The organism is Methylosinus sp. H3A, from assembly GCF_015709455.1.
Lineage (GTDB): Bacteria > Pseudomonadota > Alphaproteobacteria > Rhizobiales > Beijerinckiaceae > Methylosinus.
The window spans coordinates 2,989,829-3,011,800 of sequence record NZ_JADNQW010000005.1; the positions used below are offsets into that span (position 1 = coordinate 2,989,829).

Sequence of the window (21,972 nt, forward strand, 5' to 3'; positions counted from 1 at the left end):
TCATGTTCGTGGTCGATCGGGTCGAGCGCCGGGACGGGAGACCGGCGGAGAATTCCATCATTCGCGGCCGGGAATTGGCGGCGCTGGATCAAACCTCGCTTCGCGAGCGTTTCTACTCCTGGCGCGCCGCCGACGGCGAACGCTATGTCTGCACGATCTTTTCGGCCGAGGAGGAGGCGCTGGTGGCGGGTTTCGCGCGCGCCGTCGTCATCGGCGTCGCGTGCGACGGCGGCCAGCGCCGTCCGGTCTGCGTGCTCGCTTCGGAGGATTTCTACACGAAGAGCGGGCGTCTCGCGCGTGTCGCCGCCGGCGCTCTGGGGGTGAACGAATGGCATGTGCGCTTCTGCGCGCTGCCGGGCGCGCTCGCGCGCCGTCTCGCCAAAGCCTTGCTGAACTGATGTGTCATACGGGTTCCGGCTGATTGACTCGGCGACGGGGATTCCCGGGGCGAATCGAAGTAGCTAAGCTGTATCGCCATGAATCGCTGGAGGCGGGTCATGGCGACGATAGCTGCGCATTTGAGCGTCGATGCGTTGCGTGAACGGTATGTTTCGAGTTCGAACGCGCGCGAGGCGCGGCATTTCCATGCGATCTGGCTGCTCGCCAAGGGCCACACGCTCGGCGAAGTCGCCGAGATGACGTCCTTTGCCCAGCGCTGGATCGAGCAACTCGCGGCGCGCTACAACGCAGAAGGACCGGAGTCTCTCGGCGACTTGCGCCGGCGCAACGGCTCGACGGCGACGGTGTTGAAGCCCGATCTGCTCGCCGAGCTGCGCGTTCGGCTGAACGAGCCCCCCGACGACGGAGGCTTGTGGACGAGCGCGAAAGTCGCGGCTTTTCTCGCGCGCGAATTGGGGCTGGAGAAAGTTGCGGTTCAGCGCGGCTGGGAAGCGCTGAAAGCCTGCGGCATGTCGATCCAGGCTCCACGCCCCAAAAATCCGAAGGTGGCTTCGCCCGAGGAGGCGGCGGCGTTCAAAAAAACCTCGAAGACGCCGTCGCGGAGGAAGCCGCGAAGCATCCAGAGCGATCGGTCGAGGTCTTCGCCAGCGACGAGCACAGGCTCGGCCTGAAACCGGTCACGCGGCGCGTCTGGGCGCCCGTCGGCGAGCGGCCGATCGCGCATGGCCATCATCGCTTCGACTGGCTCTATGTGACCGCCTTCGTCTCGCCGGCGAGCGGCGAGACCTTCTGGTACGTGCACGACGGCGTCTCGAAGCCGTTTTTCGCGGCGCTGCTCGAGACCTTCGCGCGCGAAGCCAAGGCCGGCGTCGATCGCACGATCGTGCTCGTCATCGACAACGCCGGCTGGCACGGCGAGGCTGGTCTGAGCGTGCCGGATGGCGTGCGACTGGTTTTTCTGCCGCCCTATACGCCGGAGCTGCAACCCGCCGAGACCTTATGGGCTCTCGTCGACGAGCCGATCGTCAACAAGCACATCGGAACGATAGAGGAACTCGACGCGATCATCGGCGAAAGATGCGCCGCGCTCGCGAGCGAGCGCGACATCATCAAAAGCCGCGCCGGCTTCCATTGGTGGCCAAAAATCGCCAAGCCGAAGTAATCAGCCGGAAACCGTATCAGGCGCGCTCGGCGGCGAGTGTGGCCGTCGGAGCGGAGAGCCGGCGCACGATCTCGGCGAGGGCCGGGTCGTGAATGTCGAGCTGCTGGAGATGTTCATGCGTGTTGCGGACATAGGAGGGATTGTCGCCCGAGGCGCCGACGCCCCCCTCCACGAGCCGCGTCATCTCGTCGATCGACAGGCGTCCGGCATATTGCTCATGGGCGCGGTCGACGATGAAAGCGAGCGCGCGGGCCGAGCCGCCCTCGGCGAAGCGCAAACCGACGTTTCGCTCGACATAGACCGAGGTCACCAATTCGCGGGCGCGAAGATAGGCGATCGTCTCCTCGCGCGCCGCCGCGGCGACGCGAAAGGCGACCCCGAGACAAGAGCCGCCATAGTCGAGGCCGAGCACTAGGCCCGGACGCTCCCGCGTTCCGCGGTGGACATGGGAGAAGACGCAGAGAGAGCGGTGATAGCCATGCACCCAGGCGAGGGCGCTTTCGTGAAATTCGAAGCCCGGTCGCCACATCAACGAACCATAGCCGAACACCCAGAAATCGCCGTCCATCGTCGCCATCGATCTCCAACCCTCTCCTTTCGCGCTCCAGATTCGTTCGATTCCGCCGCCGGGTAAAGCCTTTTGTGGCGCCCAGCCGGCGCGCCGCCGCAGCTTCGGCCGATTCGATCGCTCAGAGCCTGTGATCTTCGATGGTGGCGACGAGCAGGGCGACGATGCCCCACACGACGGCGAAGCCGAGGAAGATCAGCAATGGGAAGGTCACCCTATGCGGATAGCGCGAGATCTCGGGGGCCGCCGGGGGAACGAATACGGTGAGATAGATGCTCTGCCGATTGGCGCGCAATTGGGCGCGGTCGAGATCGGCCTTGGAGAGCGCGTAGAAGCGTTCGGCCATGGCCTTGCGGACCTCGAGCTCCTCGAATTTCGCCAGAATTCCAGCCAGTGTGGAGCCGGACGCGCCCGTCCCGTCATTGGAGGTGAGCTTCGCCTTCAGCTCTTTGATCTGTCGTTCTGTGGCGTCGAGCTGCTCGCGCAGAACGCGCACTGTCGGCGCGTCACGCGACAATTCATGGCCGGCCACGAACAGCTCGCTGTCGAGCTTGATCTTCTGCGCGACGAGCGGCGCGAGCAGACGGCCGATCTCGCTGCCGGTCAGCGTCGGGTCGATCACGCCGAACTCGTCGCGGAATTTGTGGAGATCGGCCAGAGTCACCTGCACCGCTTCGAAGGAGCGGCGGACATCCCTCTCCGCCATTGCGGTGGCGTCGCGCCGCGCGCGCTCGGAAATGCGATTGACCAGCGCCTCGCTCGCCGCGACGATCGCCGAGGCGAGCGTGTAGGCGTCCTCCTTGCGGAAGGCGCGGACATTGACGGTGACGAGGCTGGAGTTGGCGTCGACTGTGGTCTCGACCATGGATTGCCAATAGTCGGTCAGTTCGTCGATCGTCGCATTGCGGCGCAGACGGGTCAGAAAATCGGCTTCCGGCCGGCGGTAGAGCGCGCGCAGATCGAGCTTCGCCATGACATCCGTGACGATCGCCCGGCTGCGGATGTAGCTCGTCACGATATAGGCGTTTTGGCCGGAGGGCGTGAAGGTGAAGGTGGCGGATTCCCCCTTCGGCGTCGCGACCGCCTCCAATTCGATGGCGCGCACCGCAAAACGCGTCTCGACCGTGAATTGATCGGCCGCGAAAAAGGCGAAATAGACGGTCGCCGCGAGGGATGGGACGATCACGAAGGCGATGAAGCTCAGCCAGATCGGCGGAATTCTGGAGCGGCTCTCGAGCGCGCGATTGGCCTCCGTCGCGATTCTCTCGACCTGGACGACGAACTGACGCGCGGCCTCGGGCGCATGGGCGAGCGGCCGCAGCCATGCGGGCGGAGCGAGCGACCGCGGGCGCGCGTCCGGGCGCAGGCGAACGCCTTCGTCCTGCTGGTCCAGCGGCGGTTTCGTCTCGATCATCGGAGCTTGCCGACAATTCGCGCCGAATGCGGCGTGCGCGTGGCGGCCGGCGCATTCGCGGCGTCATGCATCGTCGTCAAAAGGCCTCCTCGATCGCCTCTTTGGCGGTGTGGTAGATTTCGAGGTCTTGCTCGATCAGCAATTCGACCTCCGGCAGCCGGCGCAGCTCCCGCGCCAATTCTCCCACGGCCGCGAAATGGGGAATCGTCGGCAGCGTCGCGGGCTCTATGTCCAGCAGAGCTTCGACCTCCTCTAAAAAGCGGTCCTGATTCTCTCGCAGTCCGACCACGGTGAAGCTGGCGAGAGCGGCGAGCGCCTTGGCGACGCCGTTCTTGGGCGGCGGCTCGTCCAGCGCATCGGAGGCGAGCTGCCGCGTCAGCGGATTGGCGAGCACGCCGATGACGTCGCGCGGCATGGCGTCGAAGGCGCGGCGCAGCCCGGAGCCGTCGGGCTCGATCTGCTGCGCGAATTCGATCGCCCGTTGATAGGAGATCATGTCTCTCGCCCCGAGCAGCTCGTCGCCGAAGCGCGAGACATGCTTCAAGGTCAGCAGCCGCTCGGCGAGCTCGAGATAGGGGTCGTGCATGAGGATGATGGTCTTGAACTTGTCGTGGATGTAATTGGAATAGGAGCTGAAGGTCAGCCGGCCGCTCACATAGAGCGAGGTGACATTGTCGAGCAGGAACACCTGGAGCGCGGTCTCACGCCCGTGCCGCTCGACGCCCTTGTGGAAGAATTGAAACTTATGCTCGACTTTTTCGTCCAGGCGCCACAGCGGAAAGAGATGTGTCTCCAGGCGAAAGACGCGGCGATGCGTGACCTCCGAGCCATTGCGCCGCCGATAGATCATTATGCCCGACTGGGACTCGCGGATCTCGAGGCTCTGATTCAGAGCGAGATCGGGGACGATCGAATTGTCGACGGTGAAGCCGCAGAGGCCGGTCGCATGCCGGCCGGCGGCCACGAGTGAGGGCCGCGCCTCGCGGCAGGGCAGCTCCGCGATCTCTATGCCGCTCTGGGTGATGCGAAGCGTCGGCGAGGCGGAGTAATCGTCCGGTACGACATAGCCGACGATCTGGTCGCCACGGTCGGCTTCGATGTTGAACAACATGAGCCCAATTCCGTTTCCGGCCCGTCTCGATCTCGCCGGCGTCCTTCGGCGCCCAAAGAGGGCAGGGACGCCGATTCGTCACGAATCGGCCGCCGCGCGCGCCGTCTTCGCGCGCTGTTTCGCATATAGGCGGGCCCGCCTCAAGCGCGCAGCTCTCGGCCGGCTTCGCCCCATGCTTGGTCTTTCTTACCGTATTGCTGCGCTGCGGGAAACGGCGCGCTGCATTGCGGCGAAAAATCGCGGAAGCGTCCGTCTTTCGTCAGATTTTCGCCCCGTTCCGGCAGCGGTAGGCGATCACCACCAGCCGCGGCCCCAATACCCGCCCCGCGGGCCATAGCCATAGGGGTAGTCGTAGCGGACGGCGCGCCGATCGGCGGAACGGTCGAGGTCCACCTGCAGCAGGCATTTCGAAAATGGGTCGGTCCCCGGCCGAAAGCCGTAGTTGCGGCAGCGCACTTCGTCGGCGGCGCGTTGCTCGGCCAGGCTCGTGGTGTTGCAGGCTCCGACGAAGAGCGCCGCGGCCGCCGCGATCAGCAGCTTGGTGATCGGCATGTCGTTCTCCTGTCCGCCACCGGGCTCCCATGCGGGAGCGCGAATGATATCGATAATATAGCCGAGGCCGTGGCGCAGATCGAGAGGCGCGCGCCCCCGGAATCGGCCGCCGCGCGACGAAAAAAGCCATTTCTCGACGAATTCATTGCGGGATGCGTGCGGTTGCGGCTATCGTTCGGTCGAGAGTTGCGGTCGCTGTTCGCGTCGCGGGACGAGAAACGAGGAAATTTTGCTACGCACGCCGAAATATGAGAAGGGGGCCGGCGCACAACCTGCCGGCGCCGAGAAGATCGTGGCGGCGCGACAGAGCGACGACGGAGGCGGCGGGCGAAACATGGCGACCGAGAAAAAGCCGACGACGATCAAGAAATACGCGAATCGGCGTCTCTACGACACGGGCACCAGCACCTATGTCACGCTCGAGGATCTCGCGGGCATGGTCAAGCGCGGCGAGGATTTCGTCGTCTGCGACGCCAAGACGGGGGAGGATATCACCCGCCCCGTTCTGACACAGATCATTTTCGAGCAGGAGAGCAAGGACGGGCAGAGCCTCCTGCCCATCGCTTTTCTGCGCCAGCTCATCCGCTTCTACGGCGATTCGATGCAAATGCTGGTGCCGAGCTATCTCGAATTCAGCATCGATCGGCTGACGCGGGACCAGCAGAAGTTCCGCGATCAGGTGTCGCAGGCGCTCGAGGGCGCGCCTTTCGGCGCGCCGACCCGTCAGGCCTTCCAGTCGCTCGAGGAGCAGGCGCGCAAGAATATGGCGGTGTTCCGCCATGCGCTGACCATGTTCAATCCCTTCGGCCTGCCGGCCGAGCCGCCCGCCGCCTCCACCGAGACCGCGGCGGCCACGGAGCCGCCGCCGCGCTCCGATCTCGACGAGATGAAGCGCCAGCTCGACGAGCTGAACAAGCGCATCGACCAATTGTCGAACAAGAACGGCTGACGCCCGCAGCTTCCGCTCGAACGATTTTGTTCGAGCGGAAAATGCTCCGTCTCAGGCCCGGCGGGCGAGATCGTGCGCCTCGGTCGGCGAGGACGCCACAATCGCCGAGCCGAACAGCGAGCCCTGGAAGAAGTCGACGCCCCAGCCGCGCAGCAATTGCGCGGTCGCTTCATCCTCCACCCATTCCGCGACGATCTTCAGCCCGAGATGTTTGGCGAGATCGGTGAGGGTGCGGACGAAGAAGCGATCGTCCTCCGATTTGATGATGTTCTGGATGAAGACTCCGTCGATCTTGACGAAGTCGAAGTCCAGCAGGCGCAGATTGCGGAAGGACGTGTGTCCGGCGCCGAAATCGTCCATCGCGAATTTGATGCCCATCTGCTTGCAGTCGCAGATCAGCTGGCGCGTCTTGTCGAAATCGTCGATCAGCGTCGTCTCGGTGATTTCGATGGTCAGTCGATCCGCGACGCCCGCATAGACCCGCGTCGCATTGGCCAGCCACTCCGGCCATTCCGGATCGTGCAGCGTGGCGACCGAGGCGTTCACCGAAATTTGCAGCGTGGGGTCGGCGCGCAGGCGCGTGAGCGCCAGCTCCAGCACGCGCTGATCGAGAAGACGCACGAGCCCGGATTTCTCGGCGATCGGCAGAATGTCGCCGGGAACGACGATGGAGCCGTCGGCGAGCCGCACGCGCAGCAACGCCTCGTAGAAGGCGGTTTCGCCGGACTGAGCGAGGACGATCGGCTGAAAGGCGAGCTCGACGCGGCGCTCGTTGAGCGCCGAGACGACGCTGTCGGAAATCTGCAGAGCATGCAGCCGCCCATTGTCGCGCGCGAGCGAGGTGGCGTAGCAGACGAGCCGCTGGGCGTTGCGCTGGCGCGCCGCGTCGAGCGCCTCTTCGGCGTGCTGGAACAGCACCGCAGGCGATCTTCCGTCGCGGGGCGCGACGACGGCGCCGATCCGCGCCGACACGGAAATCGAGCCGACTTCGGTCGCGAAAGGCGAGTGGGCGATGACTTCGATGAGCCGCTGGCCCGACGCCTTGGCCTGCTCCACATCGCAATTCTCGAGCAGCACGGCGAATTTATTGCCGGCGTAGCGCGCCACGAGATCATTGACGCGGACGTTGGTCCGCAGCCGCGAGGCCAGTCCGACGATCATCTCATCGCCGGCGTCATAGCCGTAGGTGCGGTTGAGCGCGAAGAGATTCTCCAGCGCGACCAGCAGGATGGCGAAGGGCTTGCGTGATTTTTCCGGCTGTCCGAGCAGGCGCAGCGAATGTTCGGCGAGCAGCGCGCGGCTCATCGCGCCGGTGAGCGCGTCGAATTGCGCGCTGCGCGTCATCCGGCGCTCCATCTCGTGGCGCTCGGTGATGACGCGGACGACGCCATGGGCGCGGCTCGGTCGACCGTCGTGGCCGGCGAACCATTTGCCGCTATCTTCGACCCAGACGAGCGGGCCGCCGCCGGTCTCGCGCGGCGGGACGAGGGCGTAGATCGCATTGAAGAACACGCCGCGCCCATCGTCGCTGCCCGTCGACATGACGATGGCGTCGAAGCGCGAGGTGGCGCTCTGCGCGCCGAGCCGCTCGCCATAGGCGCGCCCCGTCGAGAGATCGACATGCGCGAAGGGAGCGAGCACTTCGGCGAGAGTCTCGCCCCAATCGAGCCGATCGGTCGCTATGTCCCATTCATAGGAGAGCATGCCGATCGAGGCGAGAATGCTGAGAGAGTTTGGCCCCGCCGGCTGCTGCTGCGCGGTCGGAGCGGCCGCCGCGGTGGGGGAGGAGGCCGGCTCCTGCAATCCCGCGGGAACGGCCTTGTCGGCGAGATGGCGCAATTGCATCGGCTAGGCCTGATCGACAGAATACGGATGTCGGCCAGTATTGGGGCCCAAAAGTAAACGGGGCGTTTAGCGCGGCCTATTCTCCCCCGTCCGGACGCGGCGGCCGGAAATGGGCGGGCGCGAGCTCGAAGCGGGAGAATTCGAATCCCGGCGCGACGGTGCAGCCGACGAGCGTCCAGGCGCCGAGGCTGCGGGCGCTCTGCCAATGGCCGGCGGGCACGACGATCTGCGGACGCTCGCCGCGCGTGAGGCCGGGCCCGAGAATACGGCGCTCGGCGGCGTCGCCGATCGCTGAAATATCGACGGCGAGCGGAGCGCCGGCGTAGAAATGCCAGATCTCGGCGGCGTCGACGCGATGCCAGGCGGAGACCTCTCCCGCGCCGAGCAGATAATAGATAGCGGTGGAGGCGGCGCGGCCGTTCTCGACGGCGCGCGGGTCGCGAAAGGTCTCGCGATAGAAGCCGCCTTCAGGATGCGGCGCGAGTTCCAGCAGCCGCGCGACATCCGCCGCCGAGAGCGGGGCGTTCGACTCCATCGTCATCGGAATGCATTCTTTCTTTCGCGCATTTCGGCGAAGACGCGGACAGGGTCGGCGTTCTCCATTCCGAGCGCCTCTTGCAGCTGCGGGTTCTCCGCGCGCAGGAAGGGATTTGTCGCGAGCTCGAGGGCGATCGTCGTCGGCAGAGTGGGTTTGCCCTCGGCGCGCAGCGCATCGACCTCGCGGGCGCGGTCGGCGAGCAGACGATTGCGCGGATCGACGGTGTGGGCGAAGCGCGCATTGGCCTGCGTATATTCATGGCCGCAATAGACGCGCGTCTCCGGCGGCAGCTCGGCGATCTTCTCCAGTGACGCGTACATGACATCCATCGGCGTCTCGAAGACGCGGCCGCAGCCTAAGGAAAACAGCACATCGCCGACGAACAGGATCGCATCCTCCTCGAAGTGATAGAGAATATGTCCGATCGTATGCCCCGGCGCCTCTATGACGCGCGCCGCCGCGGAGCCGACTGTCACAAGATCGCCCTCGCCGACCTCGAGATCGAGGCCCGGAATGCGTCCCCGATCCTTGCGCGGGCCGACGACGCGCGCCTGTGGATAGAGGTCTTTGAGCCCCGCTACGCCCTGGATATGGTCGGCGTGATGGTGGGTGACGAGAATATCGGTGAGCCGCCAGCCGCGCCGCGAAAGTTCGGCCGCTATGGCGCGGGCGTCGGGCGCGTCGATCGAGGCGACGGCGCCTGTGGCTTCGTCCCGCAGCAGCAGGCCGAAATTATCGGCGAGGCAATTGAACTGAACGACCTCTACGCTCATTCTGCCGCTCCTGTCGACGCGCCGGCTCGCGTCGTCGGTCGTGGCCGCGACCGTTTCACGCGCTTGCGTCGCGCCGAAGATATTGCGAAATAGCAGATATGTCTCTCGACGTCGTCGACCTGCGGAATTTTTACGGTTCGCCGCTGGGCCAGGTGGCGCGGCGTCTCGTCGGGCGCATGGCGCGGACCCGCTGGGAGGACCATTCCGGCCTGCGTGTGCTCGGCATCGGCTACGCCACGCCCTATCTCGTCGATTTCCAGGAGCGGGCGCAGCGCGTGCTGGCCTTCATGCCGGCCGCCCAGGGCGTCGTTCACTGGCCGAACGGCGGCCGCTCGGCCTCGGCTCTCGTCGAGACCACGATGATGCCGCTGCCGGACGCCAGCGTCGATCGCATATTGGTCGTCCATGCGCTCGAGGTCGGCGAATCGCCACGCGACATATTGGAGGAGATCTGGCGCGTTCTCGCGCCGGGCGGGCGGGTGATCGTCGTCGTCCCCAGCCGCTCGGGCCTATGGGCGCGCGTCGACACGACGCCGTTCGGCCACGGCCACCCTTATTCGCGCGGCCAGCTCCAGAGCCTGTTGCAGGAGACGCTGCTGCTGCCCGTCTTCTGGGGAGAGGCGCTCTATGTGCCGCCTTTCGCCCGCGCCTCGCTGCTGCGCTCGGCGCCGGCCTTCGAGAGGATCGCCGGCCGCTTTTCGCTGCCGGGCGGCGGCGTCCATATCGTCGAGGCGACGAAGCAGCTCTACCGGCCGGCGGGCTTGCGCCGCGCCGTGCGCCGGGCGCTGCCGCCGCTCGACGAAGTGCTCGCCCCGGTCGGCGCGGGCGCCGGCCGCGACGCCGCCCCGGCGCTCTGAGGCAAGGCTCGGCGAGGCTCAGCGCCCGCCGCGGCGGGCGAATTCGACCGGCAGGCCGAAGCTTCTCGCCAGAAACAGCCCGCCATGCAGCAGGCCGGCGTTGTCGATGCCATGGTCGAGACCGGCGGAAAGATGCCACTGCGTCGGCACATCTGCCTTGGCGAGCGCATTGGCCGAGAGCAGCAGCGCTTCCGCCGGGATCATCGAATCCTCCTCGCCATGGACGAGCAGAACCGCCGGCGGCTCGGTTCCGAATTGCGGTGGAATTTCCGCCGGATCGCTGCCCGCCACCAAAATTCCCGAATAGCCGAGAATGGCCGCGGGCGGCCGGCGCAGCCGCAGGCCCACATGCAACGCCAGCATCGTCCCCTGGCTGAAGCCGACCAGCGCCAATTTGCTCTCGTCGAGCTCGTTCTTGGCCAGTTCCTCGGCGAGAAAGGAGTCGAGCAGGGGCCGGGTCGCCACGACGCCGCGCCAACGCTCCTCCGGGTCGCGCATGGTCAGCGGAAACCATTGCCGCCCGGCCGGCGACACGGCGCAGCGCTCCGGCGCATGGGGCGAGACGAAAGCCGCGTCCGGCAGGAAGGCGCGCCATTGCCGGCCGATCTCGATGAGATCGGCGCCGTCCGCGCCATAGCCGTGGAGGAAGACGACGAGCTGCTTCGCCTTGCCGGATTTGGGTTGAATTCGGGGGCCGTCGATCTGGGACGCCATGTCGTATCTCGCAATTCTAAGGATGCGGCCAGCGGGCCGCTATCCGCCGTTCAATACGGCCGCGACGCCGGCGATCAGCATCGCCACGCCGAGCCATTCCCGCGCTCCGGTCCTCTGCGCGAACATGCGGCGCGTGACCATTTGCGCGAACAAGACTTCGATCAACGCCAGCGTGCGCACGCGCGGCGCCGTCTCGAGGGCGAAGGCCAGGAACCAGAACAGCGTCGCGAAGGCGCCGAGCAAGCCCGCCGACAGCGATTCCCGCCAATGGATGAGGATGGCGGCGAGGCCCGCGCGGTCGAAGACGCTTAGATAGAGCAAGATCAGCGCCGTTTGCAAGACGAGGCCGAGAACCAGCTCGGTCGCGGCCGCGACGACGAAGGAGGGGCCCCCGAGCGCCAGCACTCCCTCGCGGTAGCAGACCGTGGAGACGCCGAATAATGTGGCCGAGACGAGGCCGTAGAGAATCGGCCGCCAGGGCGCTTCGCCGCGCAGCGCCGCGGCGGGATCTGGCAGCGACATGGCGAGCACGCCGAATGTCGCCGAGAGAACGCCGAGCGTGAGCGGCGGCGTCGCCGCCTCGCCCAGAAACAAAAGCCCGAAGACGACGATCTGCACCGCCTCCGTCTTGAGCAGCGCCGTCACGATGACGAAGGATCGCTCTCGCATCGATATGAGCATCAGCGCCGTGGCCGCGATCTGCAGCGCGGCCGCCGCCGCGATGACGAGCAGAGCGCGCGCGTCTGGAACCGGCGGCGGCGCGCCCATGAGCGCACAGGCGGCGGCGAGGAAGACGAAGGAGAAAGGGCAGCCGAAGAGAAAGCGCACGAAGGTCGCGCAGGCCGCGCCGAGCGAGTCGGTGAGGTCGCGCTGTAGAGCGTTGCGCAGCGTTTGTCCGCCGGCGGCGGTGAGCGTGAAGGCGGCCCAGGCCCAGGCGGGGGCGGATGTCATTTGCGGCGGAGCTCTGGTTGCGTCGCATTCTTCTAACGCGATCCGCACCGAAATATCCACGCCGAATTGGAGCGACAAATGCGAAGAGCCCGGCCATGGAGGCCGGGCTCTCACGATCTGCAAGCGTGATGATCGGATCAATATCTCGCGATGACCGGCACCGGCGGCGCCGACACGAAGTGATAGTTGATGCCGACGCGCGCGATATGTCCGTCGAATTTCACGCGCGTGATGCCCTGATTGAGCGACGCCAGGAGCGGCGACGTGACGCCGAGCACCGTGACCGACGGGCCGACCGCGGCCAGTGGGCTGTTCAGATAACGCGCCGTGCCGAGATCGTAGTAGAGATATTCGGCCTTGAAGCTCAGGTTCGGAGCGAACAGCCATTCGATGCCGCCGCCGACCGTCCAGCCGATGCGCGATTGATCGTAGCGCGAGAAGCCGCCGATCGACGCATAGGGGACGTTGACCGAAACGAGCGGAGGGAGCAGGGAAAGCGTGTTGTTCACAGCGAAGGACTGATGGGTCGTCGCCTGAGTGCCGCCGTAGGCGAGACCGCCGGTGGCGTAGATCAGGAACGACGGTCCCCAGATGTAGCCCAAACGGCCGCGCACCGTGCCGAGCCAGTCGGTGCGCGTCGTCACCGTGGTGGCGCCGGCCGCAGAGCGATCCAACCTGAGGAGGCCGGGACCGATGTCGAAAGCGTTCCACGAGGAGCCGCTGGTGAAGCTGTTGTCGCTGCGGATGCCGGCGCCTTGCAGATCGGCTTCGAGGCCGATCAGGAAGTTGTTGCCGAATTGAAAATTGTAGCCGACCTGGCCGCCGCCGATGAATCCGTTGCGCTGGCCATTGGCGGTCCCGCTCGCCCCGAGGGCGGCGGAGCTGGCGGACGGATCGATGACGATAGGAGCGAGGAAGCCGGCCGGGCCGAGCGAGTCGTAGACATTGGCCGTCGTGACGTCGACCTGGTTCGACGCGCCGAACGAATAGCCCGCGTTCAGACCGAGGTAGAATCCGGTCCACAGGGGCGGCGGCGGCAGCGGAGGCGGCAGCGGAGCCTTGAGAGCGGGGAGATCCGCGGCGAGCGCCGCTCCAGCGGAAAGAGCCAGTGCAATCGCTGTGGCTGAGAATAACTTCTTCATCGAGGAATCCTTTTCAACAAAGTTTTGTCACCGCATCGGGCCGCGCGCAGTCGCTGTCCGCTCGCCGTGGGTAATGCGGCTATTGAAATGCTAAGTCTCACTCCGAGATTCGGTCAACGACGGCGAGCCGCAATCGCGTGAAACGTCGTCGAATTTCTGTGACTGTGACGCGCATGCGACCTTAGCGGAAAAAGCTACGTATTCATTTGTGTGGACGAGCATGAAAGACGCGAGCGCGAGCGTGAAAACATATTGTGAATCTAAAGGAATTCATGCGCGCGCCGATGAGAGGAGAGTCGTCATGAGCAGCGAACGCTATCACAAGACCCGCATCGGCGAGCATCGTCTCCACGCAGAGACATTGATGCTCGGCTACGGCTACGATCCGGCTCTCTCCGAAGGCTCGGTGAAGCCTCCGGTGTTTCTCACTTCCACATTCGCGTTTCGTACGGCGGAGGATGGACGCGACTATTTCGATTATATGGCCGGCCGCAGCGCGCCCGAGCGCGGCGAGCAGCCGGGCCTCGTCTATTCGCGCTTCAATCATCCAAATCTCGAGATCCTCGAGGATCGTCTCGCCGTGCATGAGAACGCCGAAACGGGGCTCGTGTTTTCTTCCGGAATGTCGGCGATCGTGACGACGATCCTCGCTCATGCGAAGCCGGGCGATGTCATTTTGCACAGTCGCCCGCTCTATGGCGGAACGGAAATGCTGATCGGCCGCACGCTCTCGCCATTCGATGTGAGAAGCGTCGGCTTCGCCGACGGCCTCGACGAGCATGTCGTGCGCGGCGCGGCCGAGCGAGCGATGGCCGCCGGCAATGTCGCGATTATTTTCGTCGAGACGCCGTCCAATCCGATGAACAGTCTCGTCGATATCGCCATGGTGGCGCGCATCGCGCAGGAGATCGGCGAGCGTCAGGGACGCCGTCCGATCCTATGCTGCGACAACACATTGCTCGGCCCCGTGTTCCAATCGCCGCTCGAGCATGGCGCCGATCTGTCGCTCTATTCGCTCACCAAATATGTCGGCGGGCACAGCGATCTCATCGGCGGCGCGGTCATCGGCGCCCATGCGGCGCTCGCGCCGATCCGCACAATGCGCAACGCCATCGGCACGCAGCTCGATCCGCATTCCTGCTGGATGCTGGCGCGTTCGCTGGAGACATTGTCGCTGCGCATGCGCCGCGCGGCGAGCAATGCTGCGGTCGTCGCCGAATATCTCGCCGCGCATCCCAAGGTCGTGCGCGTGCATTATCCGCCGCTGCTGCCGCAAGATCATCCGACGCGCGTGTTGATGGAGCGCCAATCGAGCGCGGCCGGCTCCACCTTCTCCTTCGAAGTCGAAGGCGGACAGAGCGAGGCTTTCGCCTTTTTGAATCGCTTGCAGATATTCAAGCTCGCGGTGAGCCTCGGCGGCACGGAATCGCTCGTCTGCCATCCTGCGACAACGGTGCATTCGGGGCTCGCCGAAGCGGCGCGGCGCGAGATCGGCATCACGCCGGCGCTGGTGCGAATGTCGATCGGCATAGAGCATCCGGACGATCTCGTCGCCGATATCGCTCAGGCTTTCTCCTGAGCGATCGGGCTTCGCCGCTTCGCCATCGTGGCGCGCCATGCGTCCGCTGTTTCGCGGCGCATGACGCGCGCCGCGAAATCGGCGCAGCGTCGCCGCAGGCATTCGTCCGGACATTCCGTCGAATAATATTCGCTCGCGGTGATCATGCAGAATTCGGCGAGCGCGCTCTCGTCGGCGCGCACATTCGCCGGCGCGGCGCGCGCCGCCCGCTCGAGCAGAGCGTCGATCTTGCGCTTCTCTCCTCGGATGTCGCACATGGGCCTTCCCTTTCGTTGGTTCCATCGACGCCGATGATCGCGGCGTTTCGGGCGATATCGTGGAGCCGCGCCTGGAAAGCTTGCAGAGTGGGATTTTAGAAATCTTGCAGTGTCTTTGGCCTAGGCGGGGCTTGATCGCGAGGCGGCGCCGCGCGACGATGGCCCCAATCCGAGCCGCCGCGCGCGGCTCCTGAAAAGGAGCTCGACATGTTCATCGCGATGAATCGCTTCAAGGTCGTCAAGGGAGAGGAAAAGGCGTTCGAGCAGATATGGGCGTCGCGCCGCACCCGGCTCGAGGAGATGGAGGGCTTTATCTCCTTCCACCTCTTGCGCGGGCCGGAGCGCGAGGATCACACGCTCTACGCCTCGCATACGATGTGGGAGACCAAGGCGAGCTTCCTCGCCTGGACGACGTCGCAGCAGTTTCGCGATTCGCACAAGGACGCCGGCAAGAACAAGCCGCTCTATGTCGGCCATCCGGAGTTCGAGGGTTTCGACGCCGTGCTCGAGCAGACCAATGCGGGTCACGACGCCGTCGCGGAGGCGACGCCATGAGCGAGCGGCGGCCTCTCGTCTCGTTGAGCGTGCTGAAATCCGCCATGGCGAGCGAGGGGTTCGAGCTCGCGCCCGTCGCGCGTCGGGAATCGGGTGCGCGACGGCGCATATGGGAGATCATAGGCGCGTCGCATTGCTCGATCATCGGCACATGCCTGACGATCGTGGAATTGCGCAAGCTGGCCCGGCGCACCGGCTTTCTCGGCAATGAGGCGAGCTACAACGACTATCAGGTCCATGGGCTCTTCGTCGAGAAAATGCACGACGAGAATGTCGTCTCCCGCGCCGTGCAGAAACATCTGGACACGAAATATGAGGGCCTGCTCCGCAAGGCCAAGGCGCTCGACGGCGAGGAGCAGCTTTTCGACTTTTGGGAGACCGCTATCGACAATGGCGTCGTTCCCGGCGCCTATTGGGCGCTGATCGCGCATCCGCGTCTCACATCTCGCGTCGAGACGCGGATTTTCGGCGATATTCACATGATGTCGCATATCAGTGGCGCAGCGCATCGCGGCGATGCGCGCGAGATCGCCGAGGCGCGACGCGAGAAGGCCGAAATCGCGCGACGTCTCGCCAATGTCATCGCCGAGCGCAATGGCGAGCTGGCGCGGCTGCGCGCCGAGATCGGCCGGATGAGCGAGCAGCTTCGCGATGCGCGCGAGCTCGCTGCCGAATGCGAGAGCCTGCGGCTGGAAATCGGCGCCTTGCGCGCCGGGGAGAGAAGCGACGAGACGCTGCGCGAGCTCGACGCGCTACGCCTCGCTCACGCCGATCTGCGCGAGGATCATGCGCGTCTCGAGGGGCGTCTCGCGAGGCTGAAGGCGAAGGAGGCTCGCTGCGCCGCGACGGAGCCGCCGCGACGCGGCCCGCCGTCGCCGCTCGCTTCCGAGATCGCAGTCGAGGCCGAGGCTCGCGCAGAAGAGATCGAGACGGATCTCTGCGGGCGTTGCCTGCTCTATGTGGGCGGGCGACCGCGCACCGTTTGCCGGTTGCAACGGCTCGTCGAGCGCCGCAATGGTTCGCTGATCCATCACGACGGGGGCATGGAGGACAGTCGCGCCATGTTGAGCGAGCTCGTGCGGCGCGCCGATGCTGTGTTTTTCCCGGTCGATTGCGTCAGCCATCGCGCGGTCGGCGCGGTGAAGAGCCTGTGCGAGAGCCATGGCATTCCCTATTGTCCGCTGCGCAGCGCGAGCGCATCGGCTTTCGAGAGGGCGATCGAGACGCTCGGCGCGCGAGAGGAGAGCGCGTGACGCGATTATGGACTCCCGATGTCGGCGATGGGCGGATAGAGGTCTTGCGGCTCGATTTCGACCTCGAGGCGCCGTGGCCCGACGCCGATTGGGACGTGCTGACCGCGGAGGAGCGCGAACGCGCGTTGCGTTTCCTGCGGCATGAGGATCGGCTGCGCATGATCTCGACGCGCGCCGCTCTGCGTCGGCTGCTCGGCGAGAGGCTCGGCGTCGATCCGTCGACGCTGCGCTTTACGGCCGGACGCTATGGCAGGCCGGAGCTGGCCGGCGGAGTCTCCTTCAATGTCTCGCATTCCGGCGATTTCGCTCTCATCGCGATCTCGCAGCGTTGGGCGGTCGGCGTCGACATAGAACAGGTGAGGGAGACGTCCGATCTCGCCGGACTCGCGTCGCTCGCGCTGACGGCGGAGGAGCACGAAGGGATAGACGCCGCCGGCTTTTTCGCGCGCTGGACCGCCAAGGAGGCGGCGTTGAAAGCGTTGGGACTCGGCATAGTGGAGAAGCTGCAGGCCTTCTCCGTCTGGCCGGGGCTGGGCGATCTTTATGAATTGCGCCATGCCGAGGCGGATTGGGGCGATCTTCGCGCGGCGCGTCTCGAAGCTCCGTCGGGCTATGCGGCGGCGCTCGCCTGGAAGTCGCCTTAAAGCGCTTTCCGCACGAACGGGATCGTTCGAGCGATCGGAATTCGCCCGAAACTGGTTTAGCGCCGAGCGCGCAACGCGTCTTCGAGTTCCGATGCCGAGACGATCGGCAGCGAGCAGCTTGCGCCGCGGCAGACATAGGCTGCGGCTGCGCCGTCGATCTGCGACTTGCCGGCGGCTGGATGCGAAGGCGGGAAGGCGGTGCCGGGCGCGACGATGGCGAGCGTGCGTCCGGGGAGGCTCGCGCCATGGATTATGCGCAGCAGCGCGGCCGTGTCGGGCGCGGAGCGCTCGCCGACGATGACGATCTGCAATCCCTCGCGCAGAGTTTCGGCGCCGTTCAGCAGAGTCGAATAGCCGAGCAGGCCGCGCCGCACGACGCCGGCGAAAGCGGCGAGGATCGCGTCGGCGCGCTCGCGATAGCGGTCTTCGCCAGTCAGATGATAGAGCTGCGCCAGCACTTGCGTCATTGTTCCATTGCCGGAGGGCAGAGGAGCGTCCTCGGCGATCTTGGAGCGGCGGATCAGCGCTTCGGCGTCATCGGCGGTGAAGAAATAGCCGCCGGCGCTCTCGTCGCGGTAATGCGTCTCGACGATCTCGATCCAGTCTCGGCAGCGCGCGAGAAAGCGCGTCTCGCCCGTCGCCTCGTGGAGGACCAGCGCGGCGCGGCCGAGATCGGCGTAATCGTCGAGCACGGCCATATGTTTGGCGCGTCCGGCGCCATAGGAGTGCAGCAGACGGCCGTCGGCGGTCGTCATATGCGCTGCGATGAAGTCGAAGGCCGCGGTCGCCGCCGCGAGCCAGTCGCGCCGCTCGAAGACTTGCGCGGCCGTCGCGATTGCGGCGATCATCAGTCCGTTCCAATCGGCGAGCGCCTTGTCGTCACGGCCCGGACGCACGCGCGCCGCGCGCGCCGCCAATAATTTTGCGCGATCCTCCGCGAGCGCCGCCTCTTCTTGCGCGGAAAGCAGCTCCATGCCGCGCAGACGATTGGGGATGGATTTGCCCTCCCAATTGCCGCCGTCCACAATGTCGTAGACGGCGCGAAAGGACGCAGCGCGCGGACCGAGGACGGCGTCGACCTCCGCCGCGGTCCAGACATAGAATTTGCCTTCCTCATGCTCGCTGTCGGCGTCGAGGCTGCTCGCGAAAACGCCCTCGGGCAAGCGCATCTCGCGCAGCGCCCATTCGATCGTCTCGGCTATGCGCGCGGCGTAGAGCGGTTTGCGCTCCTCTTGCCAGACGAGCGTCAGCAGATCGACGAGCTGCCCATTGTCGTAGAGCATCTTCTCGAAATGCGGCGCGAGCCAGCGCTCGTCGGTCGAATAGCGCGCGAAGCCGCCGCCGAGATGGTCGTAGATGCCGCCCTGGCAGATATGGTCGAGCGTCGTCAGCGCCGCCTCGCGGAAGGAGGCGCGGCCGGTGCGTTCGAACGCCCGCCATAAGAACTCGAGGCTCGCCGCCTGCGGGAATTTCGGCGCGCCGCCGACGCCGCCATGCTCGCAGTCGATATAGCCGTCGAGCTTCTCGGCGATCGTCTCGACGAGTTCGGGTGATATGGGCTCGGCCGGGGCGGTCTCGGCGAGACGGTTCAGCCCGTCGCCGATCGCCGTCACATTGCGCGTGACGACATCGGGCTTCTCGCGCCACAGCTCGGAGACGGCCTTCAGAATATCGCCGAAGCCGGGCATTCCGTGGCGCGGCTCGGGCGGGAAATAAGTGCCGCCCCAAAAGGGCTCGCCGTCCGGCGTCAGGAACATGGTCAGCGGCCAGCCGCCGCGCCGCCCGGTGAGCTGAAGCGCCTGCTGATAGAGATGGTCTATGTCCGGCCGCTCCTCGCGATCGACTTTCACATTGACGAAATTCTCGTTCATCAGCGCGGCGATCGCCTCGCTCTCGAAGCTCTCGGCGGCCATCACATGGCACCAGTGGCAGGCGGCGTAGCCGCTGGAGAGCAGGATCGGCCTGCCGCTCTCCTTGGCGAGCGCCAGCGTCTCCGCCGACCATGCGCGCCAATGCACGGGATTGTCCTTGTGCTGGAGGAGATAGGGGCTCGTCTCCTCGCCGAGGCGGTTGCGGTCGTCGGTCACTGTCGTCTCTCCATCGGAGGCCGCGCCGACTTTGCATGCCGGGCGCCAGCCCGGAAAGGGCGTAAAAGCGACAAAATCCGCGGCACGCCCTTTGCGTCGCTTTGCCGCAAAAGGCCAGACGGCTCAGGAGCTGAACGATGCTGGACGTTGTGATTGTCGGAGGCGGGGCCTCCGGCTTGGCGCTGGCGCGCGGTCTCGCCGCGGCGGGGGTGAGTTTTGCGCTCTATGAGGCGCGTCCGCGGCTCGGCGGCCGCGTATTGTCGGTCGAGGACACGGCCTCGGGACAGCGCGTCGATCTCGGGCCGACCTGGTTCTGGCCGGACACGCAGCCGATGATCACCGCGCTGGTGAAAGAGCTCGGCCTCGCGGATTTCCCGCAATATGATCCGGGCACGGCGCTGCTGCTCGCCTTCGGCGATAAAAAGCCCGAGACCCGCATGACGCCCAATCTCCATTCCGGCGCGCGCCGGCTCGCCGGCGGCATGGCCTCGCTCATAGAGGCGCTGGCCGCCACGGTTCCGGCGGAGGCGATCCATCTCTCCGCAGCGTTGCGCTCCATCGCCGATCGTGGCGACCATGTGGAGCTCACCTTCGAGACGGATGGCAAATCCGAGACCGTGACCGCGAAACGGGCGGTGCTCGCGGTTCCGCCGCGTCTGCTGGCGGAGCATCTCGCCTTCGAGCCGGAGCTCGACGCGATGAGCCGCAACGCCCTGCGCAGCGCGCCGACCTGGATGGCGGCGCAGGCCAAGGCCGTGGTCGGCTTTGCCGGCGCCCCCGCCTGGCGCGCGGATGGGCATTCCGGCAACGCTTTCGCCACCCATGAGCAGGCGGTGCTGGGAGAAATCTTCGACGCTTGCGACTCGACGGGCGAGCGCGCGGCGATCGGCGGCTTCTTCGCGCTTTCCGCGGAACTGCGGGAAGCGTTCAGCGGCGGCATGTTCATGCTGCTCGAAAGTCAATTCGTCCAATTGTTCGGCAAGTCGGTCGAGGATGGCGAGCAGCATGTGCAGGATTGGGCGCGCGAGCCCTTTACCTGCTCGACGATCGATCTGACGCCGCCCTCCGAGCATCCCGATTATGGCGATCCGCTGCTGCGGCAGGCGTTCTGGGAGGGCAAGCTCTATCTCGGCGGTACCGAGACGGCGCGCGAGGGCGGCGGCTATCTCGAGGGCGCGCTGGTCGCGGCCGAGCGCATCCGGCTGCGCCTTCTCGATCAGAAGGAGACGTCGATCATGATTTCCGGCGCGAGCGAAGGCGCTACCGGCGAGGCGCTCAATGAAGCGAGCATGGCGCGTTTCCGCGAATGGGTGAACGCCAAGCGCGCGCCGACATTCGCCAGCTATCGGCAGCGGCTGAATTTCGGCCTCTCCAACGGCCAGCGCGAGCAGATCACCCAGCGCGCCATGCTCGGCGCGATGGAGGCGGTGCTGAAGGAGGCGATCGCCGTGCTCGAGGGCCTGCCCTTCGACCATTCGGTGGTCGCGGTGGACAAGGGGCGCTCCGATCTGACGCCTCTGGCGCAAAAGGCGTTCGACGGCTTCATCCAGGAGCTGCTGGACGGCGTCATCGACTATAACCGCACCTCCTGCGCGCTCTCCAATTTCCCCGACGAGCACAAGCCGTCGAAGGATTATCTCAACGTCACGCTGCTCGACATTGCGGCGGCGTGGAAGGAGTTCTCGCTCGACGCCAATCAGATATTGCTCGACAAGCGGCTCGCCGATCAGCAGGCGACGCGCAGTCTCTGATAGCCGAGAAAGGCGCCCCAGCCGTCGAAGACCGGGGCGTTCACGAGACAGCCGTTGCGGGCGTAGACGTAAGGATAGGGCGCCGGGTAGCGGTAGAAATAAGAGTAAGGCGTAGCGGTGAGCACGCCCGGCGTGAGCACGGGCGTCGCTGCCGGCGCCGTCCAATCGGGAACGAAAAATCCATCGGCCTGCGCCAAAGCGGGGGCCGAAGCGCAGGCGAGAGCGACCGTAAGGCCGGCCGCCGCGAAGCGTCGAAATGTCATCTGCAAATCTCCGTTGAAAAAACGGGTCGAGACATAAACGCGAATCGGCGATCTGAAATTTCTATCGCATCGCGGCGAAGCCTGTCGATCCGCGAGCTAGCCGCAGGAGCGTGGCTCAGCCGCGCGGGCGCGGCTGTTGCTCGCCGAACTGCTGCTCGTCCCAATAGGGGCGCGCGTGATAATGCTCGTGGACGCGCTTCTCCCAATCGCGATCGCTCCAGCTGTCGTCGCTGAACTCGGGCGCATCCTGCAGCTGCTGCTCGATGATGTCGGCGACATAGCCTTCGCGCTCATTGTCATAGGCGAGCGAATTCCACGGCAGCGGATAATGGCTGTGACCGAGCCCCAAGAATCCGCCGAAGCTCATCACGGCGTAACGTACGCGGCCCGAGACCTTGTCGATCATGAGATGATCGATTTCGCCGAGCTCATTGCCGAGCCGATCGAAAACGGTCGTGCCTTCCACGTCCTCGCTCGAGACGAGATTGAAGTCCGGATTGGCGCTCGCCATTTTCTGCTCCTCCTGATTGTCCCCGAGCAACGCCGCGCCCGGAGAAAGGTTCCGTGATGGCGCGGGCCTGGCGGCGGGGTTCCGAGCAGGATTTCTC

General features: G+C 65.7%; 23 protein-coding genes and 1 pseudogene. 10 read left to right on the forward strand and 14 right to left on the reverse strand.

Annotated features, from left to right (window positions below; translation table 11 throughout):
* Positions 1-2 precede the first annotated feature (2 nt).
* From IY145_RS16890 to IY145_RS25785, 3 genes and pseudogenes are all read left to right on the forward strand, one after another.
* Complete coding sequence (locus IY145_RS16890; RefSeq protein ID WP_196409282.1) at positions 3-398, forward strand: hypothetical protein; 396 nt, start codon at positions 3-5, stop codon at positions 396-398.
* Between the two features lie 237 nt (positions 399-635).
* Positions 636-971: pseudogene (locus tag IY145_RS16895) on the forward strand (winged helix-turn-helix domain-containing protein); the annotation flags it as partial.
* The gene (locus tag IY145_RS25785; protein ID WP_246721731.1) at positions 902-1,561 is read left to right on the forward strand and encodes an IS630 family transposase; all 660 of its coding nucleotides are present in this window, start codon (positions 902-904) and stop codon (positions 1,559-1,561) included. The pseudogene IY145_RS16895 and the gene IY145_RS25785, both read left to right, overlap by 70 nt.
* Before the next feature lie 16 nt (positions 1,562-1,577).
* Here IY145_RS25785 and IY145_RS16905 read toward each other — a convergent pair whose 3' ends face one another.
* The 4 genes from IY145_RS16905 to IY145_RS16920 all read right to left on the reverse strand — a co-directional run bounded on the left by IY145_RS16905 (position 1,578) and on the right by IY145_RS16920 (position 5,206).
* Positions 1,578-2,138 carry a gamma-glutamylcyclotransferase gene (locus tag IY145_RS16905; protein WP_196409283.1) on the reverse strand — a complete coding sequence of 187 codons (561 nt, stop codon included), beginning with the start codon at positions 2,136-2,138 and terminating at the stop codon, positions 1,578-1,580.
* Positions 2,139-2,250: 112 nt separating this feature from the next.
* Positions 2,251-3,543 carry a capsule biosynthesis protein gene (locus tag IY145_RS16910; protein ID WP_196409284.1) on the reverse strand — a complete coding sequence of 431 codons (1,293 nt, stop codon included), beginning with the start codon at positions 3,541-3,543 and terminating at the stop codon, positions 2,251-2,253.
* Between the two features lie 76 nt (positions 3,544-3,619).
* Positions 3,620-4,654: a hypothetical protein gene (locus tag IY145_RS16915; protein WP_196409285.1), complete on the reverse strand. Its 1,035-nt coding sequence runs from the start codon at positions 4,652-4,654 to the stop codon at positions 3,620-3,622.
* Positions 4,655-4,948: 294 nt separating this feature from the next.
* Positions 4,949-5,206 (reverse strand): hypothetical protein, encoded by a 258-nt coding sequence (locus tag IY145_RS16920; RefSeq protein WP_196409286.1) that lies wholly within the window; start codon positions 5,204-5,206, stop codon positions 4,949-4,951.
* A 334-nt stretch (positions 5,207-5,540) separates the two neighbouring features.
* Here IY145_RS16920 and phaR point away from each other — a divergent pair, with 334 nt between their 5' ends.
* Positions 5,541-6,155: a polyhydroxyalkanoate synthesis repressor PhaR gene (gene phaR / locus IY145_RS16925; RefSeq protein WP_196410587.1), complete on the forward strand. Its 615-nt coding sequence runs from the start codon at positions 5,541-5,543 to the stop codon at positions 6,153-6,155.
* Positions 6,156-6,206: 51 nt separating this feature from the next.
* Here the strand turns inward: phaR and IY145_RS16930 are convergent, their stop codons facing one another.
* The 3 genes from IY145_RS16930 to gloB all read right to left on the reverse strand — a co-directional run bounded on the left by IY145_RS16930 (position 6,207) and on the right by gloB (position 9,311).
* Complete coding sequence (locus IY145_RS16930; protein WP_196409287.1) at positions 6,207-8,000, reverse strand: bifunctional diguanylate cyclase/phosphodiesterase; 1,794 nt, start codon at positions 7,998-8,000, stop codon at positions 6,207-6,209.
* Between the two features lie 76 nt (positions 8,001-8,076).
* Entirely contained in the window at positions 8,077-8,541 is a 465-nt protein-coding gene (locus tag IY145_RS16935; protein ID WP_196409288.1) for a cupin domain-containing protein, read from the reverse strand.
* The gene (gloB, locus tag IY145_RS16940) at positions 8,538-9,311 is read right to left on the reverse strand and encodes a hydroxyacylglutathione hydrolase (protein WP_196409289.1); all 774 of its coding nucleotides are present in this window, start codon (positions 9,309-9,311) and stop codon (positions 8,538-8,540) included. The genes IY145_RS16935 and gloB overlap by 4 nt, the downstream gene beginning before the upstream one ends.
* 98 nt (positions 9,312-9,409) lie before the next feature.
* Between gloB and IY145_RS16945 the strand changes: the two genes are divergently transcribed.
* The gene (locus tag IY145_RS16945; protein WP_196409290.1) at positions 9,410-10,168 is read left to right on the forward strand and encodes a class I SAM-dependent methyltransferase; all 759 of its coding nucleotides are present in this window, start codon (positions 9,410-9,412) and stop codon (positions 10,166-10,168) included.
* An 18-nt stretch (positions 10,169-10,186) separates the two neighbouring features.
* Here IY145_RS16945 and IY145_RS16950 read toward each other — a convergent pair whose 3' ends face one another.
* From IY145_RS16950 to IY145_RS16960, 3 genes are all read right to left on the reverse strand, one after another.
* The gene (locus tag IY145_RS16950; RefSeq protein ID WP_196409291.1) at positions 10,187-10,882 is read right to left on the reverse strand and encodes an alpha/beta hydrolase; all 696 of its coding nucleotides are present in this window, start codon (positions 10,880-10,882) and stop codon (positions 10,187-10,189) included.
* Between the two features lie 39 nt (positions 10,883-10,921).
* Positions 10,922-11,833, reverse strand: coding sequence for a hypothetical protein (locus tag IY145_RS16955; protein ID WP_196409292.1), 912 nt, complete (start codon positions 11,831-11,833; stop codon positions 10,922-10,924).
* A 137-nt stretch (positions 11,834-11,970) separates the two neighbouring features.
* Entirely contained in the window at positions 11,971-12,975 is a 1,005-nt protein-coding gene (locus IY145_RS16960) for an outer membrane protein (RefSeq protein WP_196409293.1), read from the reverse strand.
* A 301-nt stretch (positions 12,976-13,276) separates the two neighbouring features.
* Here IY145_RS16960 and IY145_RS16965 point away from each other — a divergent pair, with 301 nt between their 5' ends.
* Entirely contained in the window at positions 13,277-14,554 is a 1,278-nt protein-coding gene (locus tag IY145_RS16965) for a cystathionine gamma-synthase family protein (protein WP_196409294.1), read from the forward strand.
* Here the strand turns inward: IY145_RS16965 and IY145_RS16970 are convergent.
* Positions 14,539-14,811 carry a hypothetical protein gene (locus IY145_RS16970; protein ID WP_196409295.1) on the reverse strand — a complete coding sequence of 91 codons (273 nt, stop codon included), beginning with the start codon at positions 14,809-14,811 and terminating at the stop codon, positions 14,539-14,541. The two genes, IY145_RS16965 and IY145_RS16970, sit on opposite strands and share 16 nt — an antisense overlap.
* A gap of 207 nt (positions 14,812-15,018) precedes the next feature.
* Between IY145_RS16970 and IY145_RS16975 the strand changes: the two genes are divergently transcribed.
* From IY145_RS16975 to IY145_RS16985, 3 genes are read left to right on the forward strand one after another with little or no spacing between them, the layout of a single operon-like run.
* Positions 15,019-15,366: an antibiotic biosynthesis monooxygenase gene (locus IY145_RS16975; RefSeq protein WP_196409296.1), complete on the forward strand. Its 348-nt coding sequence runs from the start codon at positions 15,019-15,021 to the stop codon at positions 15,364-15,366.
* The gene (locus IY145_RS16980) at positions 15,363-16,619 is read left to right on the forward strand and encodes a DUF2325 domain-containing protein (protein ID WP_196409297.1); all 1,257 of its coding nucleotides are present in this window, start codon (positions 15,363-15,365) and stop codon (positions 16,617-16,619) included. The genes IY145_RS16975 and IY145_RS16980 overlap by 4 nt, the downstream gene beginning before the upstream one ends.
* Positions 16,616-17,263 (forward strand): 4'-phosphopantetheinyl transferase superfamily protein, encoded by a 648-nt coding sequence (locus IY145_RS16985; RefSeq protein ID WP_196409298.1) that lies wholly within the window; start codon positions 16,616-16,618, stop codon positions 17,261-17,263. Before IY145_RS16980 ends, IY145_RS16985 begins: the two co-directional genes overlap by 4 nt.
* 56 nt (positions 17,264-17,319) lie before the next feature.
* On the opposite strand, the gene IY145_RS16990 is transcribed toward IY145_RS16985, so the two are convergent.
* A complete protein-coding gene (locus IY145_RS16990; RefSeq protein WP_196409299.1) occupies positions 17,320-19,350 on the reverse strand; it encodes a thioredoxin domain-containing protein in 2,031 nt (676 codons plus the stop codon).
* 137 nt (positions 19,351-19,487) lie between these two features.
* Between IY145_RS16990 and IY145_RS16995 the strand changes: the two genes are divergently transcribed.
* Positions 19,488-21,101, forward strand: a complete 1,614-nt coding sequence (locus IY145_RS16995; protein WP_196409300.1) for an FAD-dependent oxidoreductase — start codon at positions 19,488-19,490, stop codon at positions 21,099-21,101.
* On the opposite strand, the gene IY145_RS17000 is transcribed toward IY145_RS16995, so the two are convergent.
* Positions 21,077-21,364, reverse strand: coding sequence for a hypothetical protein (locus IY145_RS17000; RefSeq protein WP_196409301.1), 288 nt, complete (start codon positions 21,362-21,364; stop codon positions 21,077-21,079). The genes IY145_RS16995 and IY145_RS17000 overlap by 25 nt on opposite strands.
* Positions 21,365-21,479: 115 nt before the next feature.
* Positions 21,480-21,875 carry a PRC-barrel domain-containing protein gene (locus tag IY145_RS17005; RefSeq protein ID WP_196409302.1) on the reverse strand — a complete coding sequence of 132 codons (396 nt, stop codon included), beginning with the start codon at positions 21,873-21,875 and terminating at the stop codon, positions 21,480-21,482.
* Between the last annotated feature and the right edge of the window lie 97 nt (positions 21,876-21,972).

Coding starts and splice junctions, on each gene's coding strand:
- IY145_RS16960 (WP_196409293.1), bottom strand. CDS start 12,975: ATGAAGAAGTTATTCTCAGCCACAGCGATTGCACTGGCTCTTTCCGCT.
- IY145_RS16930 (WP_196409287.1), bottom strand. CDS start 8,000: ATGCAATTGCGCCATCTCGCCGACAAGGCCGTTCCCGCGGGATTGCAG.
- IY145_RS16995 (WP_196409300.1), top strand. CDS start 19,488: ATGCTGGACGTTGTGATTGTCGGAGGCGGGGCCTCCGGCTTGGCGCTG.
- IY145_RS16935 (WP_196409288.1), bottom strand. CDS start 8,541: ATGACGATGGAGTCGAACGCCCCGCTCTCGGCGGCGGATGTCGCGCGG.
- gloB (WP_196409289.1), bottom strand. CDS start 9,311: ATGAGCGTAGAGGTCGTTCAGTTCAATTGCCTCGCCGATAATTTCGGC.
- IY145_RS17005 (WP_196409302.1), bottom strand. CDS start 21,875: ATGGCGAGCGCCAATCCGGACTTCAATCTCGTCTCGAGCGAGGACGTG.
- IY145_RS16905 (WP_196409283.1), bottom strand. CDS start 2,138: ATGGCGACGATGGACGGCGATTTCTGGGTGTTCGGCTATGGTTCGTTG.
- IY145_RS16955 (WP_196409292.1), bottom strand. CDS start 11,833: ATGACATCCGCCCCCGCCTGGGCCTGGGCCGCCTTCACGCTCACCGCC.
- IY145_RS16890 (WP_196409282.1), top strand. CDS start 3: ATGTTCGTGGTCGATCGGGTCGAGCGCCGGGACGGGAGACCGGCGGAG.
- IY145_RS17000 (WP_196409301.1), bottom strand. CDS start 21,364: ATGACATTTCGACGCTTCGCGGCGGCCGGCCTTACGGTCGCTCTCGCC.
- IY145_RS16920 (WP_196409286.1), bottom strand. CDS start 5,206: ATGCCGATCACCAAGCTGCTGATCGCGGCGGCCGCGGCGCTCTTCGTC.
- phaR (WP_196410587.1), top strand. CDS start 5,541: ATGGCGACCGAGAAAAAGCCGACGACGATCAAGAAATACGCGAATCGG.
- IY145_RS16965 (WP_196409294.1), top strand. CDS start 13,277: ATGAGCAGCGAACGCTATCACAAGACCCGCATCGGCGAGCATCGTCTC.
- IY145_RS16910 (WP_196409284.1), bottom strand. CDS start 3,543: ATGATCGAGACGAAACCGCCGCTGGACCAGCAGGACGAAGGCGTTCGC.
- IY145_RS16915 (WP_196409285.1), bottom strand. CDS start 4,654: ATGTTGTTCAACATCGAAGCCGACCGTGGCGACCAGATCGTCGGCTAT.
- IY145_RS16980 (WP_196409297.1), top strand. CDS start 15,363: ATGAGCGAGCGGCGGCCTCTCGTCTCGTTGAGCGTGCTGAAATCCGCC.
- IY145_RS16950 (WP_196409291.1), bottom strand. CDS start 10,882: ATGGCGTCCCAGATCGACGGCCCCCGAATTCAACCCAAATCCGGCAAG.
- IY145_RS16975 (WP_196409296.1), top strand. CDS start 15,019: ATGTTCATCGCGATGAATCGCTTCAAGGTCGTCAAGGGAGAGGAAAAG.
- IY145_RS16945 (WP_196409290.1), top strand. CDS start 9,410: ATGTCTCTCGACGTCGTCGACCTGCGGAATTTTTACGGTTCGCCGCTG.
- IY145_RS16970 (WP_196409295.1), bottom strand. CDS start 14,811: ATGTGCGACATCCGAGGAGAGAAGCGCAAGATCGACGCTCTGCTCGAG.